This window comes from Solibacillus sp. GQ1, from assembly GCF_059758555.1.
Genome location: NZ_JCAXEX010000008.1, coordinates 20,712 through 39,195, shown reverse-complemented (window position 1 = coordinate 39,195; position 18,484 = coordinate 20,712). Strand labels below are relative to the sequence as shown.

General features: G+C 38.8%; 20 protein-coding genes. 19 read left to right on the top strand and 1 reads right to left on the bottom strand.

What is annotated here, in order from left to right:
• Positions 1-64: 64 nt before the first annotated feature.
• The 13 genes from veg (at position 65) to mfd (ending at position 12,953) form a co-directional block, all read left to right on the top strand.
• Positions 65-322, top strand: a complete 258-nt coding sequence (gene veg, locus AC6CH1_RS18635; RefSeq protein ID WP_008408296.1) for a biofilm formation stimulator Veg — start codon at positions 65-67, stop codon at positions 320-322.
• Between the two features lie 107 nt (positions 323-429).
• On the top strand, positions 430-618 hold the full coding sequence (locus AC6CH1_RS18630; RefSeq protein WP_008408295.1) for a small, acid-soluble spore protein, alpha/beta type: 189 nt from the start codon (positions 430-432) through the stop codon (positions 616-618).
• Positions 619-872: 254 nt separating this feature from the next.
• Positions 873-1,739 (top strand): 4-(cytidine 5'-diphospho)-2-C-methyl-D-erythritol kinase, encoded by an 867-nt coding sequence (gene ispE / locus AC6CH1_RS18625; protein ID WP_251691553.1) that lies wholly within the window; start codon positions 873-875, stop codon positions 1,737-1,739.
• 71 nt (positions 1,740-1,810) lie between these two features.
• Positions 1,811-2,638 (top strand): pur operon repressor, encoded by an 828-nt coding sequence (gene purR / locus AC6CH1_RS18620; protein WP_251691551.1) that lies wholly within the window; start codon positions 1,811-1,813, stop codon positions 2,636-2,638.
• Position 2,639: 1 nt separating this feature from the next.
• Positions 2,640-3,014 (top strand): RidA family protein, encoded by a 375-nt coding sequence (locus AC6CH1_RS18615; RefSeq protein ID WP_251691549.1) that lies wholly within the window; start codon positions 2,640-2,642, stop codon positions 3,012-3,014.
• 320 nt (positions 3,015-3,334) lie between these two features.
• A complete protein-coding gene (gene spoVG / locus AC6CH1_RS18610; RefSeq protein ID WP_008408289.1) occupies positions 3,335-3,634 on the top strand; it encodes a septation regulator SpoVG in 300 nt (99 codons plus the stop codon).
• A 284-nt stretch (positions 3,635-3,918) separates the two neighbouring features.
• The gene (glmU, locus tag AC6CH1_RS18605; protein ID WP_251691547.1) at positions 3,919-5,289 is read left to right on the top strand and encodes a bifunctional UDP-N-acetylglucosamine diphosphorylase/glucosamine-1-phosphate N-acetyltransferase GlmU; all 1,371 of its coding nucleotides are present in this window, start codon (positions 3,919-3,921) and stop codon (positions 5,287-5,289) included.
• A 26-nt stretch (positions 5,290-5,315) separates the two neighbouring features.
• Complete coding sequence (locus AC6CH1_RS18600) at positions 5,316-6,275, top strand: ribose-phosphate diphosphokinase (RefSeq protein WP_079523132.1); 960 nt, start codon at positions 5,316-5,318, stop codon at positions 6,273-6,275.
• A gap of 166 nt (positions 6,276-6,441) precedes the next feature.
• Positions 6,442-7,095, top strand: coding sequence for a 50S ribosomal protein L25/general stress protein Ctc (locus AC6CH1_RS18595; protein ID WP_251691545.1), 654 nt, complete (start codon positions 6,442-6,444; stop codon positions 7,093-7,095).
• A gap of 126 nt (positions 7,096-7,221) precedes the next feature.
• The gene (locus AC6CH1_RS18590) at positions 7,222-8,433 is read left to right on the top strand and encodes an MFS transporter (RefSeq protein WP_251691543.1); all 1,212 of its coding nucleotides are present in this window, start codon (positions 7,222-7,224) and stop codon (positions 8,431-8,433) included.
• A 72-nt stretch (positions 8,434-8,505) separates the two neighbouring features.
• A complete protein-coding gene (gene pth / locus AC6CH1_RS18585) occupies positions 8,506-9,069 on the top strand; it encodes an aminoacyl-tRNA hydrolase (protein WP_039967424.1) in 564 nt (187 codons plus the stop codon).
• Positions 9,070-9,128: 59 nt separating this feature from the next.
• Positions 9,129-9,356: an anti-sigma-F factor Fin family protein gene (locus AC6CH1_RS18580; protein WP_079523129.1), complete on the top strand. Its 228-nt coding sequence runs from the start codon at positions 9,129-9,131 to the stop codon at positions 9,354-9,356.
• Positions 9,357-9,440: 84 nt separating this feature from the next.
• A complete protein-coding gene (mfd, locus tag AC6CH1_RS18575) occupies positions 9,441-12,953 on the top strand; it encodes a transcription-repair coupling factor (protein ID WP_498318783.1) in 3,513 nt (1,170 codons plus the stop codon).
• Between the two features lie 73 nt (positions 12,954-13,026).
• Here the strand turns inward: mfd and AC6CH1_RS18570 are convergent, their stop codons facing one another.
• Positions 13,027-13,338: a hypothetical protein gene (locus AC6CH1_RS18570; protein WP_251691539.1), complete on the bottom strand. Its 312-nt coding sequence runs from the start codon at positions 13,336-13,338 to the stop codon at positions 13,027-13,029.
• 245 nt (positions 13,339-13,583) lie between these two features.
• Between AC6CH1_RS18570 and spoVT the strand changes: the two genes are divergently transcribed.
• The 6 genes from spoVT (at position 13,584) to yabQ (ending at position 18,454) form a co-directional block, all read left to right on the top strand.
• On the top strand, positions 13,584-14,120 hold the full coding sequence (spoVT, locus tag AC6CH1_RS18565) for a stage V sporulation protein T (protein ID WP_251691537.1): 537 nt from the start codon (positions 13,584-13,586) through the stop codon (positions 14,118-14,120).
• A 114-nt stretch (positions 14,121-14,234) separates the two neighbouring features.
• Positions 14,235-15,839: a putative polysaccharide biosynthesis protein gene (locus AC6CH1_RS18560; protein ID WP_498318781.1), complete on the top strand. Its 1,605-nt coding sequence runs from the start codon at positions 14,235-14,237 to the stop codon at positions 15,837-15,839.
• 9 nt (positions 15,840-15,848) lie between these two features.
• On the top strand, positions 15,849-17,315 hold the full coding sequence (yabN, locus tag AC6CH1_RS18555; protein ID WP_498318779.1) for a bifunctional methyltransferase/pyrophosphohydrolase YabN: 1,467 nt from the start codon (positions 15,849-15,851) through the stop codon (positions 17,313-17,315).
• Positions 17,316-17,319: 4 nt separating this feature from the next.
• Positions 17,320-17,610 (top strand): RNA-binding S4 domain-containing protein, encoded by a 291-nt coding sequence (locus tag AC6CH1_RS18550; protein ID WP_079523123.1) that lies wholly within the window; start codon positions 17,320-17,322, stop codon positions 17,608-17,610.
• Between the two features lie 86 nt (positions 17,611-17,696).
• Positions 17,697-17,996 carry a sporulation protein YabP gene (gene yabP / locus AC6CH1_RS18545; protein ID WP_008408271.1) on the top strand — a complete coding sequence of 100 codons (300 nt, stop codon included), beginning with the start codon at positions 17,697-17,699 and terminating at the stop codon, positions 17,994-17,996.
• A 2-nt stretch (positions 17,997-17,998) separates the two neighbouring features.
• Positions 17,999-18,454 carry a spore cortex biosynthesis protein YabQ gene (gene yabQ / locus AC6CH1_RS18540; RefSeq protein ID WP_498318777.1) on the top strand — a complete coding sequence of 152 codons (456 nt, stop codon included), beginning with the start codon at positions 17,999-18,001 and terminating at the stop codon, positions 18,452-18,454.
• The last annotated feature ends 30 nt before the right edge of the window (positions 18,455-18,484 follow it).

Genomic DNA, 18,484 nt, shown 5'->3' with positions numbered 1-18,484 from the left:
TTATATTTTATTGACATTTTAATTGCATCATGGTATACTATTTTATAGTGAGGTGTATGCAAAAATGCCAAAAACGTTAGCAGACATTAAAAAATCATTGGATAGTCATTTGGGTAAACGTTTGCAATTAAAAGCAAATGGTGGTCGCAAGAAAACAATTGAATGTGAAGGCGTCTTAAGTGACACTTACCATGCAGTGTTCGTTATTGAACTAAAGCAGGAAGATAATGCGTGCAAGCGCGTGTCTTACAGTTACACAGATATACTTACCGAAGCAGTAGAGATTACTTTTTTAGATGATGCTGTAGCTACCATCAAATAGTTTTTCTAGTACTTATTTTAATATTTTTAAAAAAGCGCTCATTTAAAGTGAGTGTTTTTTTCTTTTTTGCACATGCTAAAAGCGTCAACGAAAAGGAGGTTTTTTGCATGGCAAGACAAAAAATCATGTCGAGTCGTCTAAAGGAAGAGATTGCAAAAGAACTTGGATTTTACGACGTAGTTCAACGTGAGGGTTGGGGCGGTATTAAAGCCCGTGATGCAGGAAACATGGTAAGACGCGCGGTTGAAATGGCTCAGGAAAACTTAGCTAAACAATCGCAGAACAACCAAAAGTAAGTTGACACAAAGATGGCACCATCGTAGGTTCTCGCTTACGGTGGTGTTATTTTGATTGCAGGAAAGCGATTTTCTTAATACTTAGAATGTCTTACTACTGAATTGTCTGGCATGCATTTTTTTACGATAATTTGCGAAGAAAAGTGAATGTTTTCGTGCATAATACAAGGCTTCCGTATGGTAAAATAGGGGCAATAGAATTTTAATCGCGTATTACATATTATGCGTGCCTTATACAGTAGGAGGAATTTTCAATGTTATACGTAAAAGCACCCGCAAAAATTAACTTAACACTTGATGTGCTTTATAAACGTCCGGATCATTATCATGAAGTGGAAATGATTATGACAACGGTCGATTTGGCCGATCGAATTGGACTGGAATCACGAGCAGACGGTCAAATTAAAATTATTTCGACAGATAATTTTGTCCCGGATGATCAGCGGAATTTTGCTTACCAGGCAGCAGAGCTTTTAAAAAATACATACGGTATTAAAGAAGGCGTAACCATTTCAATTGAGAAGCAAATTCCTATAGCTGCGGGTCTAGCGGGTGGAAGCAGCGATGCAGCGGCTACATTGCGCGGTTTAAATGAGCTTTGGGATCTAAATTTAACGTTGGACGAGCTTGCGGAGCATGGAGCGGAAATCGGTTCTGACGTATCATTCTGCGTCTATGGCGGTACAGCTTTGGCAACAGGGCGCGGGGAAAAGATTAAAGAACTATCCGCACCTCCAACTTGCTGGGTCGTTTTGGCCAAGCCGAAAATTGGCGTATCGACTGCGGATGTATACGGTGGACTGAATATTGAAGGACTACAGCATCCAAACACGAAAGAAATGATTAAGGCAATTGAAACGGATGATTATGAGCTAATGTGCCATTCACTTGGAAATGTTTTGGAAACTGTAACATTTGAGCTTCATCCTGAAGTTATAACAATTAAAGAACAAATGCAGCGCTTTGGTGCCGATGCGGTACTAATGAGCGGCAGTGGTCCGACAGTATTTGGGCTAGTGGAAAATGAAGCACGTGTCAGCCGTATTTATAATGGATTACGTGGTTTTTGTGAGGAAGTTTATGTAGTACGTATGTTGGGGGAACGAAATCCACTTGCATAAATACGTATAATTATGGTAATTTGACTATTAAATATTCGTATTTTATTAATTAATGTTTAGGAGAGGGTCGCATGAAATGGAAGCGCAGTGAACGCCTTGTGGATATGACTTATTATCTACTTGAGCATCCACATCAGTTGATCCCGCTAACTTATTTTTCTGAGCTTTACAGTTCTGCAAAGTCTTCAATCAGTGAAGATTTAACAATTGTAAAGGAAACATTCGAAGAAAAAGGAATTGGGCTTTTAATTACCGTACCTGGTGCAGCGGGCGGTGTTAAATATATCCCTAAAATGGCGGAACAAGAAGTTCGTGATATAATTGGGGAATTTATGGGGGAACTTTGTCAATCCGATCGCTTATTACCTGGCGGCTATTTATTTATGACGGACCTTTTAGGAAATCCGGAATTGATGAATCGCGTTGGTAAAGTATTTGCGAGCGTGTTTGCAGATCGTCAAATTGATGTCATTATGACCGTAGCGACAAAGGGAATTTCAATTGCACATGCGATTGCAAGACATTTAAATGTCCCGGTTGTTGTTGTACGTCGTGACAGCAAAGTGACTGAAGGTTCAACGGTGAGTATTAATTATGTATCAGGATCATCTCGTCGTATTCAAACGATGGTTTTATCAAAACGTAGTATGAAAAGTGGGCAGCGTGTATTAATTACCGACGATTTCATGAAAGTCGGAGGCACGATGAATGGTATGAAGAACTTACTGGAAGAATTCGAATGTGAGTTGGCAGGTATCGCTGTATTAGTAGAAGCACAGCATGCTGATGTTACATTAGTAGATGATTACTATTCTTTAGTAAAACTACAGGAAGTAAGTGAGAAAGATCGCACAATTGCATTAAGTGAAGGTAATTTTTTTCAAAAGGAGAGAAATTAAAATGAAAACAGTTTCAACAACAAATGCACCAGCAGCAATCGGTCCATATGCACAAGGTATTGTAGTAAATAACATGTTTTATTCTTCTGGCCAAATTCCACTGACAGCTTCAGGGGAACTTGTAGAAGGGGATATCGAAGTACAGACAAACCAAGTATTCGAAAACTTAAAAGCTGTTTTAGCAGCAGCCGGTTCTTCTTTAAACCAAGTTGTTAAAACAACAGTATTTATGAAAGATATGAATGATTTCGCTATAATGAATGAAGTGTATGCTAGTCATTTTGGTGAGCACAAGCCAGCTCGTTCGGCAGTAGAAGTTGCACGTTTACCAAAAGATGTAAAAGTTGAAATTGAAGTAATTGCCTTAGTAAAATAATAATTTCTTAGTTCTAATTTTGAATAAACTTGTTTATAGCTTAAATCCACGGCTTTCTAATTATAGAAAAGACGTGGATTTTTTTTGCTAAAAAAATATTTTGACTCTATTTACAGCAGTTATTAAGAAAAATCTCATAAATAAGTAGAATATTTAGTTTATTTTAATAATTATAAAAATTGTAGATAGAAAAAAATTACATTATATTGTATTCTATTGATAAATGATGTATTTTTAGAAATTTACTGGATGATAGAAGGATTATATTCTTTCATCCCGAATACTAAAGATTACGCATCAAACTACAGGGGGTATAAATAATGGAAGTAACTGACGTAAGACTACGACGTGTTCAAACAGAAGGACGTATGCGTGCAATTGCCTCAATTACGCTAGATGATGAATTTGTCATCCATGATATTCGTGTAATTGATGGAAATACTGGTTTATTTGTAGCTATGCCTAGCAAAAGAACACCAGATGGCGAATTCCGCGATATTGCACATCCGATTAATTCGAATACGCGCAATAAAATTCAAGAAATCGTTTTGGAAGCTTTCCATGCATCTGCTGAGGAAAATACAGAGGAAACCTTGGAGCTTGAAGAAGTGAATGTTTAATATTAATTAGGGTCACTCATATGAGGGGGCTCTTTTTTTTATGAATTATTTTCTACGCAGAAATGTTCTATAACAGAAAAGTAAAAAGAACAATAAGGTCGAAAATATACTGATTATTTACTTTTTAACGTAAAATTTTGCTGAATTAGTACACAAAAGAAAATGTGTCAAACTATTATAGATATTTTAAATTCAAACATTTGTCAAGTCTGAATACCTTGAAAAGATTATGAAATTGCTTTATAGTCATAAGAGAAAAAGAGCTAAAATGGAGGACTTGTAATATGACGAATATTTTTGCGGTCGTGCTAGCGGCTGGTCAAGGTACACGAATGAAGTCCAAATTATATAAAGTGCTTCACCCAGTATGCGGAAAGCCAATGGTGGAACATGTAATCGATCATATCAGTTCATTAAATGTTGAGCGTGTCGTAACTGTTGTAGGACATGGTGCAGAGCTGGTAAAAGAAACACTTGGAAATAAGAGTGAGTATGTTTTACAAGAAGAACAACTAGGTACAGCGCATGCAGTTCAGCAAGCTGAGCCGATTTTAAGCGGTCTTAGCGGAACTACACTTGTCGTATGTGGTGATACTCCTTTAATTCGCCCTGAAACAATGCAGGCACTGCTTGATCAACATGTATCTCAAAATGCAAAAGCAACTATTTTGACAGCGGTTACAGATGACCCGACTGGCTATGGTCGTATTTTACGTAACGAACATGGACAAGTGTCGCAAATTGTTGAACAAAAAGATGCTACATCTGAACAGCAGCTTGTGAAAGAAATTAATACAGGCACATACTGCTTTGATAATGAAGCATTGTTTGAAGCACTTAAGCTCGTTAAAAATGAAAATGCACAAGGTGAATTCTATTTACCGGATGTTATTGAAATTTTACAAAAGCAAGGTGAAACAGTTGCAGCATATGTAACAGAAAACTTTGATGAAACGCTAGGCGTAAATGACCGCTTTGCACTGTCTCAAGCAGAGGAGCTTATGCGTGCACGTATTAACGAACGTCATATGCGCAACGGTGTAACGATTATTAATCCGATTTCTACACATATTAGTGCAGACGCAGTAATCGGAAGTGATACGGTTCTTTTACCTGGAGTGATCATTGAAGGAAAAACGGTTATTGGTGAAGATTGTAAAATTGGTCCGAATAGTCATATTGTGGACAGTCAAATTGGTAGTGCAACAACGATTCATAGTTCAGTTGTGCTAAACAGCCAAGTCGGCAACGAAACAGCAGTAGGTCCGTTTGCACATTTACGTCCGGAATCTTCATTAGGAAACCATGTGAAAATTGGTAATTTCGTTGAAGTGAAGAAGAGTACGTTAGGTGATGATACGAAAGTGTCTCATTTAAGCTATATTGGCGATGCAGAAGTCGGCAGTAACGTAAATATTGGCTGCGGTTCAATTACTGTTAACTATGACGGTAAAAACAAATATAAAACAACTATTGAAGACGATGTATTCATTGGATGTAATTCGAACTTAGTTGCTCCGGTAACATTGAAAAAAGGTTCTTTCATTGCTGCAGGATCAACAATTACTAAAGAAGTTCCGGAAGATGCATTGGCGATTGCACGTGCTCGTCAGGAAAATAAATTAGGCTATGTGAGTAAATTAAATTCAAAATAAAATTAACTAAAATACAGGAGGCCATCATGCCGTATCAATACGCTGACTCAAAATTAAAAATCTTCTCATTAAATTCTAACAATCCACTTGCCAAAGAGATTGCCGATGAAATGGGTCTAGAACTAGGGAAATCATCTGTTAAACACTTCAGTGATGGAGAAGTCCAAATTAGCATTGAAGAAAGTATTCGAGGAATGGATGTATTTATCGTTCAATCTACTTCTGCACCTGTTAACGAGCATTTAATGGAACTTTTAATTATGATTGATGCTGTTAAACGTGCTTCTGCTCGTACAGTAAACGTTGTTATGCCTTACTATGGCTATGCACGTCAAGACCGTAAAGCAAAAGCGCGTGAACCAATCACTGCTAAATTAGTAGCAAACTTACTTGAAACTGCCGGTGCAACTCGTGTAATTGTATTGGATCTACACGCACCTCAAATTCAAGGTTTCTTTGATATTTTAATCGACCATTTAGTGGCTGTACCGCTACTTGCCGAACATTTCGGAACAAAAGGATTTAATGAAGAGGAATTAGTTATTGTTTCTCCAGACCATGGTGGTGTAACACGTGCGCGTAAATTGGCAGAGCGCTTAAAAGCTCCGATTGCTATTATTGATAAGCGTCGTCCAAAACCAAACGTGGCAGAAGTAATGAACATTGTTGGTAATGTAGATGGTAAAGTATGTATTTTAATCGATGATATTATCGATACGGCCGGTACGATTACGATTGGTGCAGAGGCATTAATTAAGAGCGGTGCTAAAGAAGTTTACGCATGTTGTTCACACCCTGTATTATCAGGTCCAGCAATTGAGCGTATTGAAAATTCTCCAATTAAAGAATTAGTTGTAACAAACACAATTCAATTATCTGAAGAAAAACTTTCTCCAAAAATTCAGCAATTATCAGTTGCGAAATTAATGGCAGATGCAATCTCTCGTATTTATGAAAATAAATCTGTTAGTACGTTATTCGACTAATCAATAGCAAAACAGCTTGGGAATTTTATTTCCTAGGCTGTTTTTTTATTTCATAGTAGCTTTATATGCAAATATTTGCAAAAAATCTGACAATTTATTATGTTTAGGGTGGACAAAGATAGGGTAAATGTATCTTTGTATAATTATTTAAGGGGGACGATGGAATATGACTACAGTATTACAAGCAACGAAGCGAGAAACTGGGAAACGTTCGTTATTAACCCAACTTAGAAAAGAAGGCCAACTGGCAGGTGTGCTGTATGGCTATGAAACTGAAACAACACCAATTTCGTTGGATTATAGAGACACTGCTAAAGCAGTTCAAACATATGGTTCAACAAGCGTGTTTAAAATTGAAGTAGGCGGGAAAAGAGTAAATGCAGTACTTACTGATATCCAGCGTGATGCACTAAAAGGACATGTGAAGCACGTTGACTTCCTTGCTATCAATATGAAAGAAGAACTCGAAGTGGATGTTCCAATCGCATTTATCGGAACTTCAGTTGGTGTAAAAGAAGGTGGAGTAATTACTCAACCTAACCATACATTGAAAATTAAAGTGAAGCCAAGTGAAATTCCAGACACAATTGAAATCGATGTATCCGAATTAGCAGTTGGTGAATCGTTATCTGTGGGTAATGTTCGTGATCAATTTACAGCCTTTACAATTGTAGATAATGATGACTATACATTAGCAACGGTAACACCGCCAGCAGCACCAGTTGAAGATGTTGATGCAGATGCAGATAATGTAACAGCCGATGATCTTGATGCAACGGGAGAAAAATTATCGCCTGAAAAACCAGGTAGAGAAAATTAAGCAATTGGACAGGCCGCTCTATTATATAGAGCGGTTTTTTAATGTAAAAAAATACTTCGACATACGAAAGAAAATAAGTATAATAATATGGAGATGAGTAAATATTAAGAAAAATTAGAGGACTTTATGAGAACACATAATGAAAAAATGAGTATTTACCATGGGATGGCATCTGCTGTTGCACAAAATACTTCAAACAGCTACATTCCGATTTTTGCAATGACGATTCTTGGTGCGACAAATTATCAGGTCGGGTTGATCAGTTCTTTGCCACCTTTAATTACATTGCTAATGACGTTGCCGGCTGCCATTTTACTAAACCGTGCATTCGAACAAAAAAGGCTCGTTGCTTTCTCCGTATTGGCAGCACGCTTTGTTTTCCTGCTAATTGCCTTTATTAGTTATGTACCAGGCAGTTTTGGTTCATGGTTGCTGCTTGGCCTGATTGCTGCGATGAGTGTACCGAATACGATGGCTAATATGGGCTGGCAGTCTTTTATCGGCAATATTATTGAGGAAACGCGTCGAGCGCAGTTTTTCAGTGACCGTAATCGCTTGCTGACAGTTGTAGGCCTATTTGTTACATTAACGATTGGCATTGTTATGAAAGACATGACCGCTAATCGGATAGCTTATCAAATACTATTTATGTTTACGTTCGTTGTCGGGGTTGTTGAACTGTATTTTTTATTAAAGCATGATGAACCGGCACGTGAACTGAATGTAGAAAAGAAACGTGCAATGGATTGGTCAATTTTTAAAAACAATAAATATGTCCTGTTTTTAATTGTTGCGCTCGTTTTTAACTTTGGCTGGCAAATGGCATGGGGTGTTTTTAATATTTATAATGTTCGTTATGCAGAAGCAACAATCTTCTGGATTAGTATGTTCAATGTGGCAAATATGATTGCCCAAATTATTTCGTTTTCTCTTTGGCGTAAATGGTCGCAAAAATATGGCAATATGAGTGTATTCGTCTGGGTTGCTTTTGGTATGTCGACAGCACCATTACTGATGGTTTTATCGACTAACCTGTATTATTTAGTCGCGATGTCCTTTCTTTCCGGTTTGTTTGTTTCAGGAACGGTTTTAATATTATTTAATTTATTGCTGGAAAATTCACCGCAGGAAGTCCGTACATATTGTATTACAACTTATAATGTGCTGCTGGCAGTCATCGCATTTTCTTCTCCACAGATCGGAATTTGGCTGCTCGAAACATACTCGATGGAAACAGCGATGTATTTATCGACAGCAGTTCGCTTTTTCGCAGCAGTAGGCTTCTTAGTGCTCTTCATTGTAAGGAAAATGCGCGAGAAATCATTGGCACAATACTAGAGGACGATACATACTTTTCAGGAGCATATATGATAAAATAAAGGCGATTAGAGAAAAAGGATGCGATTACTAGTGAAATTAATTATTGGTTTAGGAAATCCGGGAAAACCATATGAACATACACGCCATAATATAGGTTTTGATGTGATTGATGAATTAGCCAATCGGTGGAACGCACCATTAAATCAAACTAAATTTAATGGTATGTATGCAACGGTTCATCGTCCTGAAGGAAAAGTCATTTTATTGAAGCCGCTAACATATATGAACTTATCAGGAGAATGTGTTAGACCTCTAATGGATTATTTTGATATAGAAATTGAAGATATTATTGTTATTTATGATGATTTAGATCTGGAAACGGGTAAGTTAAGATTACGCGGCAAAGGAAGTGCTGGTGGACATAACGGGATTAAGTCATTAATTCAGCACTTAGGGACACAGGAATTTAACCGAATTCGTGTCGGAGTTAGCCGCCCGCCGGCAGGTATGAAAGTGGCGGATTACGTATTGGCCAAATTTTCAAAAGAGGATCAGCCAATTGTAAAAGAAGCTGTCGAAAAGAGCTGTGATGCTGTGGAGACAGCTTTAACAAAGCCGTTTTTAGAAGTGATGAACAAATTTAACGGCGCATAAATTAATCAAAATATGGTTAGACTTTAATATACATAAGTGTTTAAAGGAGGCCATGGGAGATGCCTGTACGCTACCGCTGTAGACATTGTGAGGTAGAGATTGGTACTTTGCCTTTCGATGCAGAAGAAACGGTTCAAAAGCTTCATTTGTTTGAAATAGGTGAAATCGATGAATTTATTAAAAAAAATGAGCGGGGAGAAACGACCGTTTACAGCATTTGTGAACATTGTGAAGATTCATTGCGTCAGTTTCCCGATTACTATGCGTTAAAAAGATGGTTACAGTAGAGGAGTTGCTTTGGTCGCATAAACTGCGCCAAGGCTTTTTCCATTTCCGTTTTCATTTATCGAAAAAGAGAAGGGGGACTAGACGTGGATACGATTCATCAAATATTTAAAAAAGATAAACAGATTGATAATATGATAGAGCAAATTCAAAAGAATCAAGCAAACGATCACCTTATTACGGGGTTAACGGGAAGTGCAAGACCCGCATTGATTCATACAATCTATCAAGAGACAAATAAATCGATTTATATCGTGTCCTCAAACCTATTGCAGGCGCAAAAGTTAGTAGATGATTTGACTGCATTAGTTGGTGAAGGGCATGTTCATTATTACCCTGCTGAGGAGTTTATCGCAGCCAATATGACGACTTCTTCCCATGAGCTGCGTGCACAGCGTATTGCTACATTAGGGCGTTTAGTCAATCAGGAACGCGGAATCTATATTATTCCGGTTGCAGGTATGCGCAGTATGCTAAGCTCACCTCAAAAATGGCTTGGATACGAACTTTACACTTCTTTAGGCCAAGATGTCCACATCAATATTTGGTTAGATAAGCTTGTCGAAATGGGCTATACGAGAAGTGAAATGGTTACAACACCAGGTGAGTTTGCGATGCGCGGCGGAATTTTGGATATTTATCCGCCATATGCACAAGATCCGATTCGTATTGAGTTATTTGATACGGAAGTGGATTCGATTCGTACCTTTTCCGCCGATAATCAGCGTTCAATTGAAAAATTAAATGAAATTAAAATTTTCCCTGCCACAGAGCTTCTTTTAACGAAAGAAGAGCGTATAAAACTTGCAGAACGCCTGGAAGTGTCATTGGCAGCTAGTTTAAAAAAGGTGCGCAAAAAGGAAACCCAGGAATTGCTCATGCAAAATATTCAACATGATATTGAGCTGCTGCGTCTTGGTCATCTGCCGGATCATATTGCAAAATATGGCTCGCTTTTATTTGAACAGCCGTTTTTTTTAGGTGATTACTTTAAAGAGGATGGTCTTGTTTTATTTGATGAATTGGGCCGTATCCAGGAAGTGATGGAAGCCTGGGAACGTGAAGAAAATGAATGGTTTATTTCATTGATTGAAGGGGGCAAAATGCTTCACGATGTAAAGCCATCCCATTCATTAAAAGAAGTGCTTTCAATGCTGAAACAGCAGAAAATGTATTTCGCATTATTCACAAGAACATTTGCAGGCATTACTCTTAAAAAGACAATCAACATTTCCTGTAAACCGATGCAGCAGTTCCACGGACAAATTGCTTTACTGCAAAATGAAATTGAACGTTGGTCAAATGAAAAGTTCGTCGTGTTATTTACGGCCAATTCTGAAAGCCGGATAAAGGCGATGCAAAATTTACTGGATGATTATCATATTGCTTCAACAATCGGTTATGCTGATGAACCAGGTATTTATTTAGTCAATACGGCATTGTCGTCAGGTTTTGAGCTGCCGTTACAGAAAATAGCGGTTGTTACGGATGATGAGCTTTTTAAACAACAGGCGAAGAAAAAATCACGGCCACAGCAGATGACAAATGCTGAGCGAATAAAGTCATATACCGAAATTAAATCAGGCGATTATGTTGTACACGTACATCATGGTATCGGGAAATATATTGGCATCGAAACACTTGTTGTGAATGGTACGCATCAAGATTATTTGCATGTACGCTACCGTGAGGACGATAAGTTATATGTACCTGTAGATCAAATCGAACTGATTCAGCGTTATGTGCCATCAGGTGAAAAAGAACCGAAACTTCATAAACTCGGCGGCACGGAGTGGAAGAAAACACATAAGAAAGTTTCGAATGCAGTACAGGATATTGCGGACGATCTAATCAAACTTTATGCAAAGCGCGAAGCGGAAAAAGGTTATGCCTTTTCTCCTGATTCCGATGAGCAACGAAGCTTTGAGGCTGCTTTCCCATACGAGGAGACAGAAGATCAGTTACGCACAATCGCTGAAGTGAAAATAGATATGGAACGGGAACGTCCAATGGATCGACTTGTTTGCGGGGATGTAGGATACGGAAAAACAGAAGTTGCCATTCGAGCTGCATTTAAAGCTATTTTAGATGGCAAGCAAGTGGCCTTCTTAGTGCCGACTACCATTTTGGCGCAACAGCACTATGAAACGATCTCGAAGCGATTTGAAGACTATGCAATCAATGTAGGACTGCTTAGTCGTTTCCGCACGAAAAAGCAGCAGACAGACACGTTAAAAGGCCTAAAAGAAGGTACAGTTGATATGGTGATAGGTACACACCGTATTCTATCGAAGGATGTAGTATATCAAGATTTAGGCCTGCTTATCGTCGATGAGGAGCAGCGTTTTGGTGTAACACATAAAGAGAAGATTAAGCAGCTCCGGACTAATGTCGATGTACTGACGTTAACCGCAACACCAATTCCGCGTACACTGCACATGTCAATGGTAGGAGTGCGTGACCTGTCGGTTATCGAAACACCGCCACAAAACCGCTTCCCTGTCCAAACGTATGTAATGGAACATAACGGAGCGCTTGTACGTGAAGCGATTGAACGTGAAATGGCGCGCGGTGGACAAGTGTTTTATTTATATAATCGAGTAGAGGATATTACAAGAAGAGTAGAAGAAATTCAGATGCTTGTTCCAGATGCACGAGTTGCCTTTGCGCATGGCAAAATGACAGAGGCAAAGCTTGAATCGGTTATTTTATCGTTTATAGAAGGTGAGTATGATGTACTTGTCACAACAACGATTATCGAAACAGGTGTAGATATTCCAAATGTAAATACTTTAATTGTTCATGATGCGGATCGTATGGGTCTTTCCCAGCTGTATCAGTTGCGAGGACGTGTAGGGCGTTCGAATCGTATTGCCTACGCGTATTTTATGTATGAACGTGATAAAGTTCTTACTGAAGTGGCCGAGCAGCGTTTGCAGGCAGTAAAAGAATTTACGGAATTAGGATCAGGCTTCAAAATTGCGATGCGTGACTTATCGATTCGTGGTGCCGGGAATTTACTTGGTGCTCAGCAGCATGGCTTTATCGATTCAATCGGTTTTGATTTGTATTCACAAATGCTGGAAGAAGCAGTTGAAGAACGTCGTACCGGTGTGAAGAGAGAAGAGAAGCAAGATGTAGAGATTATGCTGCATATTGATGCTTACATTCCAGACGCGTATATTCCGGATGGCTACCAGAAAATCCAGATGTATAAACGGATTAAGGCGATGGAACGCATCGAGGATTATTTGGAAATTATCGATGAACTGCAAGACCGTTTTGGAGATTTACCGGTTGAAACAGAGCGTCTGATGCGCGTGGCCCGTATGAAAGTTTGGGCGAAAGAGGCAGATGTGCTTTCAATAAAAGAAAAGCAGCAGGTTGTATCTATTATTCTTTCAGAAGAAGGAACAGCCAATACAAACGGTGCGCAAATCGTTGAGCAATCAATGGAGTTTGGTCGTGCGGTCGGTTTTGGAATGGAAGGAACACAGCTAGTAATTACAGTAGATTACAATAAGTGCGGGAAACACCTGCCATTTGATGTAGTAGAAAAAATGATGCAAATTATTGCGTCTGCAAAAAAAAATTCATAAAAAAAGAGAGGGAATATTAAAAGTTTGCTGCTTTTAACATTTCCTCTCTTTTCGTTTGGATACAGAGAATGAATTATAAGAAAGTTTGTTGCACACTATAATGTACTCCGTTCGAATAATTTAAGCGTTGAAGCAATTCTTCGCGGTTACGGTGTTCTTCGCGTATTTCTAATAACTGTTTTTCTCTTGTCGTGGAAGCAGAAACTAAATCACGCTGGCCATTAGGCTTTTCTAAGTAACGTTTAAAAATGCCGTTTTCAAATTTTGAAACAGCTGTAGACCGTTCCTTCGATAAATCCGGGTAATAGGCTAAATGTGTGCCTGCATAATATTGATGCTGGCGATATGCATCCGGTGTTGACGTAATACGATCGACTCTTACCATTACTGCACCTCCAAAAAGATTGTTTTATTTTGTCTATTGCCTTTTTCATAAAAACAAAACATAAAATGAAAGAAAACGTTGTAATTTCCTATAACAGATTTTAAAAAATAGGTACTTCATCATATTTGAATCAGCATATACGAAATATTATTTTATCCTTTTCGAACAATGCATAGTTTCATGTATTTCTTTCCATACTAGGAGCATCATGCTGTGAATTGATGGAAAGTGAGGGAACATGAACGATGAAAGCAACAGGAATAGTTCGCCGCATCGATGATTTAGGTCGTGTTGTTATCCCAAAAGAAATCAGAAGAACACTTCGCATCCGTGAAGGGGATCCCCTTGAAATTTATACGGACCGCGAAGGAGAAGTGATTTTAAAGAAGTATTCGCCAATTAATGACTTAGGCGAATTCGCACAACAATATGCGGAATCATTATTTGAAACATTAGGTACCCCGACATTAATAAGTGACCGAGATGAAGTAATAGCCGTTGCAGGCGTTTCGAAAAAAGATTATGTGGCGAGACGTTTAACAGTATTTGCAGAAGATATTATCAAAAACAGGTCACCTGTAAGTGAGAAGCTGGAGATGTCGATTGAACTTGTAGCAGGACAGTATGAACAAGTGAAATCGTATTGCATCGTACCGATAGTTTCGAATGGAGATCCGATTGGTGCTATTTATTTAATATCACGGGCCCATTTTATCGGTGAAGTCGAACAAAAAACTGCTGAAACAGCAGCCAACTTTTTAGCAAAGCAAATGGAAAACTAAAATCACTTCAAAACGTCCATATTAATGGGCGTTTTTTTAATTCCTCGCGTAAAATTAGCAAATGGTTTTCATGATATAATTAGTACATTGTATGAAATAGAGGAAGGAAATAGAATGACTTCGCAAAGTTATGGTATGAAAAATTATATGAAGGGCGCTCTTCTTCTGACAGTAGCGGCGCTATTAGTAAAAATATTAAGCGCCATCTACCGGGTTCCTTATCAAAACTTAGTAGGTGACCAAGGGTTTTATGTGTATCAGCAAGTGTACCCGTTTATCTCATTTTTTGTCGTATGGACATCAAGCGGATTTGCTGTTGCCATTTCCAAAATGCTCGCTGATATTGAAGGGCGTGGTGGTACATACGAAGAAAGACGATCTGTATCGCGCATTATTTTTTACTATTTAACAGCATTGGCCATTATCTTCTTCTGTCTGTTATTTTTTGGTGCGCAGCCTTTAGCTAATTTGATGGAAGATCCTCAGCTGGCAGGATTATTGCAAGTTGGCTCATTTATTACGTTATGTATGCCACTGCTTGCTGTTTTAAAGGGCAACTTCCAATCGGAAAGTAAAATGCAGCCCGTTGCCTATGCTCAAGTGTTCGAACAAATGATTCGGGTATCAATTATATTAGTCGGAACAATTGTGTTGCTGCAGTATACACAATCTGTTTACGCAGCAGGGAAAATGGCGATGCTCGGTACAGTTGTCGGGGAAATAGCAGGTATTGTTCTGCTGCTCTACTTTTTGAAACGGCAGTATCAGCCTTCAGGGGAAATAGTTCGTGTAAAAATTTGGCCGATTTTAAAAGAGGTCACATTATATAGTATCGCGATCAGTATGAGTGCGCTGCTATTATTATGCTTCCAGCTTGTAGATTCCTTTACGATATATAAAATGCTTGTCCAATCGGGAATGCCTACAGTAGAAGCGATGGAAGTGAAGGGGATTTATGACCGCGGGCAACCGCTTGTGCAGCTTGGAATCGTTATTGCTACATCTTTATCGCTGGCCATTGTGCCGCTTGTTGCATTAAAGGCAAATCAGCCTAATGGTCGCGGTGCAAAGCCGTTTATCCAATTAACTTTCCGGAGCTCCCTCATATTCGGAGTTGCTGCGGCACTCGGATTGATACTTGTTATGCCTTATGTGAATCAAATGCTGTTTAAGACGGATGCCTATTCAAATGTGTTGAAACTTTATTCGTTTCAAATTATTCCGTTATCGATTATTTTAACGTTTACAGCGATTTTACAGGGCTATAGCAAATTAAAGGGGCCTGCCGTTTTTTTAGGATTCGGAATCGTATTAAAATGTATAGGGAACATTATTTTAATCCCTCATTATGATGTGTTGGGCGCGGCAATAGCGAGTAATATCGGTCTGATTTTTACAGCTGCTGCACTTATAATTTATTTAAAAAAACTGACGGCGATCCGCCTGGCGAATCGTTCGTTTTATAGAAAACTGGCCATTGCCTGCCTTATCATGATCGTCGTCGTACAAGGTGCTGTATACAGCTTAAACAGCTTGTTTACCGGCTTGTTTAGTCGCTTTGATGCACTTATTTACAGCGGTGTGCTTGTCATGCTTGGCGCAGGGACTTTTATTACAGCAGTCGCAAAAATGCGTGTATTAACTGAAAAGGATTGGTTTTTAATCCCGCTCGGCAGGAGAATGGCTGCATATCAACTATTGTTAAATCGAAAGAAGTAGGTGTATAACTTGAATCAATTAACTGTTATTGGCTTAGGAGCAGCCGATTTTGAACAAATGCAAATGGGTGTTTATAAAAAAATTAAAGCAGCCAAAAAAATATATATCCGAACAGAGGACCATCCTGTCATCCAGGACTTAAAACTGGAAGGAATCGAGTTCACGAGCTTTGATGATGTGTATATTAAACATGGCTCGTTCGGTCCCGTTTATGAAGAAATTGCAATGCGTCTTATTGAGGCTGTAGCAAAAGAGGACATAACGTATGCTGTTCCGGGACATCCGCTCGTAGCAGAACAGACCATCCAGCACTTAATTGAAGCGGACCGCAACGGGCAGATCAAGCTTGTAATCGAGGGAGGGCAAAGCTTTTTAGACCCGATTTTCGGCGCTTTAAAAATTGATCCGATTGAAGGGTTTCAGCTATTGGACGGGACGAGCATGTCTATCCATGATATGAACATGCGCCAGCACATTTTGATTGCCCAAGTGTATGATTCGTTCAGTGCGTCAGAAGTAAAGCTCACATTAATGGAAAAATATCGTGATGACTACCCGGTAACAATTGTTACAGCAGCGGGGTCTATACAGGAGTCATTGCGTACTGTGCCGCTTTATGAGCTTGATCAGGCAGCAGAGATCAATAATTTAACGACGGTATATGTGCCGCCTGTTCAATCTGATGAGGAGGCCTTACGGGACTGGACAACATTCCGTCAAATCATTGCAACGTTGCGTGGCCCTGACGGCTGTCCTTGGGATCAGAAGCAAACGCATGAATCATTGAAAAAATACTTATTGGAAGAAGCACATGAGTTTTTAGCAGCGGTCGATGCCGAAGATGACTTTGCTATGGTTGAAGAGCTCGGCGATGTCCTTTTACAAGTGTTTTTACATGCTCAAATAGGGGAAGATAACGGGTATTTCACATTGGAAGAAGTGCTTGCATCGATCAGCGAAAAAATGATTCGCCGTCACCCGCATGTTTTTGGGAATGTGACTGCAGAAGATGCGGAAACTGTAGTAGCCAATTGGGAAGAAATTAAAAAGCAGGAAAAAGGCCATGTAGATGACGAACAATTATTAAAGAACGAATATAGTCCGTACTCATCACTTCAAACATCGTACAACTATCAGAAAAAAGCGGCGACAGTTGGTTTTGATTGGCCAAATGCTGACGATGCATGGGAGAAGTTTACGGAAGAATGGCAAGAATTCCGCGAAGAAATAACGCAAGGTAACGATATAAGCCGTACTGATGAATTCGGGGATGTATTATTCACACTTGTGAACATCGCACGCTTTTATAAAATTTCACCTGAAGAAGCGATGCTACATGCCAACGAAAAATTTGCACGTCGCTTTCATTTCGTTGAGCAAAGTGTAGCTAAGAGCGGCAAGAAGTTCAGTGATTTTACATTAGAGCAGCTGGATGCATTTTGGAATGAAGCAAAACAACTGGAAAAAGGGGAGTAATGGGATGCGCTTAGATAAATTTTTAAAAGTATCACGTTTAATTAAACGTCGAACATTAGCAAAGGAAGTAGCGGTGCAAGGCCGTATTACGATCAATGATAAAGTAGCAAAGGCAAGCAGTACCGTAAAAGTAGGCGATGAGCTGGCAATTCGTTTCGGTCAAAAAATTGTAACGGCACGTGTCGAAGAAATCCGCGAAAATGTGAAAAAAGAAGATGCATTAAAAATGTTCACGATAATAAAAGAAGAGCGTTTAGAGAAAGTTGAACCTGAATTTATTGATGATGAAGAATAAGAATAGGGCATGACCAACTTTTTGAGTCATGCTTCTTTCCGTTGGTGCATATAGTGTACAACTATAAGCTCAAAGGGGGACTTGCATTGACTATTCATCAAGAAAGCGCACGTTATACCATTTCGTCAGGAGATCACTTAGTAACGGTACGTAATCGTAAACGGATGGACATGACATCTGTTAAAAGTATCGAACGATTTGATCAGGAAGAATTTTATGTGAATACATCACAAGGGCATTTATTGATTCGTGGTGAGGAACTGCGTATTGTTCATTTAGATGTGGACAAGGGATTACTGACGTTAGAAGGGGAAGTGAAGCAATTCCAATACGATGAAAGCGAGAGTGGCTTATCGAAAAGTTTCCTTCATAAATTGTTTGGATGATGATGAGTGCGCAGCTTATAAGCATTCTTGTCATGTTTATAAGCGGAGTTGCTGTAGGTGCAATAATCGATTGTATCCGCATTAATGTAAATCGTATCCCTCTAAAAAATATTCGACGTATTACCTGGATTTTAGAATGGATAGTCTGGTTAATACTAGGGGTTACTACGTTTTATTTGTTATTTATAGTAAAAGGAGGGCAATGGCGGGTAGTTGATCCACTTGCCCAAATCGCCGGAATTGCAACTTATGAATTGCTGTTCCAAAAATTTATCCGCTTTGTTGGAAGAGTATGTATAAATTTATTTGTGAAGCCGGTTATTTTTATTGGACATGTAGTATTTAAACTGGTTAAAAATATTATAAAACTAGTAATAGGGATTGTATTATTTATTTGCCGTCCCTTTATTAAGTTTTTCAAGAAATATTTGTTAAAAAACTTTAAAACACAGCAGTGAACTCGTATAATGATAACAACTATTGATTGT

Bases quoted from the DNA above. Each gene is read 5' to 3' on its own strand.
- veg (WP_008408296.1), top strand. From the start codon at position 65: ATGCCAAAAACGTTAGCAGACATTAAAAAATCATTGGATAGTCATTTG.
- AC6CH1_RS18630 (WP_008408295.1), top strand. From the start codon at position 430: ATGGCAAGACAAAAAATCATGTCGAGTCGTCTAAAGGAAGAGATTGCA.
- ispE (WP_251691553.1), top strand. From the start codon at position 873: ATGTTATACGTAAAAGCACCCGCAAAAATTAACTTAACACTTGATGTG.
- purR (WP_251691551.1), top strand. From the start codon at position 1,811: ATGAAATGGAAGCGCAGTGAACGCCTTGTGGATATGACTTATTATCTA.
- AC6CH1_RS18615 (WP_251691549.1), top strand. From the start codon at position 2,640: ATGAAAACAGTTTCAACAACAAATGCACCAGCAGCAATCGGTCCATAT.
- spoVG (WP_008408289.1), top strand. From the start codon at position 3,335: ATGGAAGTAACTGACGTAAGACTACGACGTGTTCAAACAGAAGGACGT.
- glmU (WP_251691547.1), top strand. From the start codon at position 3,919: ATGACGAATATTTTTGCGGTCGTGCTAGCGGCTGGTCAAGGTACACGA.
- AC6CH1_RS18600 (WP_079523132.1), top strand. From the start codon at position 5,316: ATGCCGTATCAATACGCTGACTCAAAATTAAAAATCTTCTCATTAAAT.
- AC6CH1_RS18595 (WP_251691545.1), top strand. From the start codon at position 6,442: ATGACTACAGTATTACAAGCAACGAAGCGAGAAACTGGGAAACGTTCG.
- AC6CH1_RS18590 (WP_251691543.1), top strand. From the start codon at position 7,222: ATGAGAACACATAATGAAAAAATGAGTATTTACCATGGGATGGCATCT.
- AC6CH1_RS18580 (WP_079523129.1), top strand. From the start codon at position 9,129: ATGCCTGTACGCTACCGCTGTAGACATTGTGAGGTAGAGATTGGTACT.
- AC6CH1_RS18570 (WP_251691539.1), bottom strand. From the start codon at position 13,338: ATGGTAAGAGTCGATCGTATTACGTCAACACCGGATGCATATCGCCAG.
- spoVT (WP_251691537.1), top strand. From the start codon at position 13,584: ATGAAAGCAACAGGAATAGTTCGCCGCATCGATGATTTAGGTCGTGTT.
- AC6CH1_RS18560 (WP_498318781.1), top strand. From the start codon at position 14,235: ATGACTTCGCAAAGTTATGGTATGAAAAATTATATGAAGGGCGCTCTT.
- AC6CH1_RS18550 (WP_079523123.1), top strand. From the start codon at position 17,320: ATGCGCTTAGATAAATTTTTAAAAGTATCACGTTTAATTAAACGTCGA.
- yabQ (WP_498318777.1), top strand. From the start codon at position 17,999: ATGAGTGCGCAGCTTATAAGCATTCTTGTCATGTTTATAAGCGGAGTT.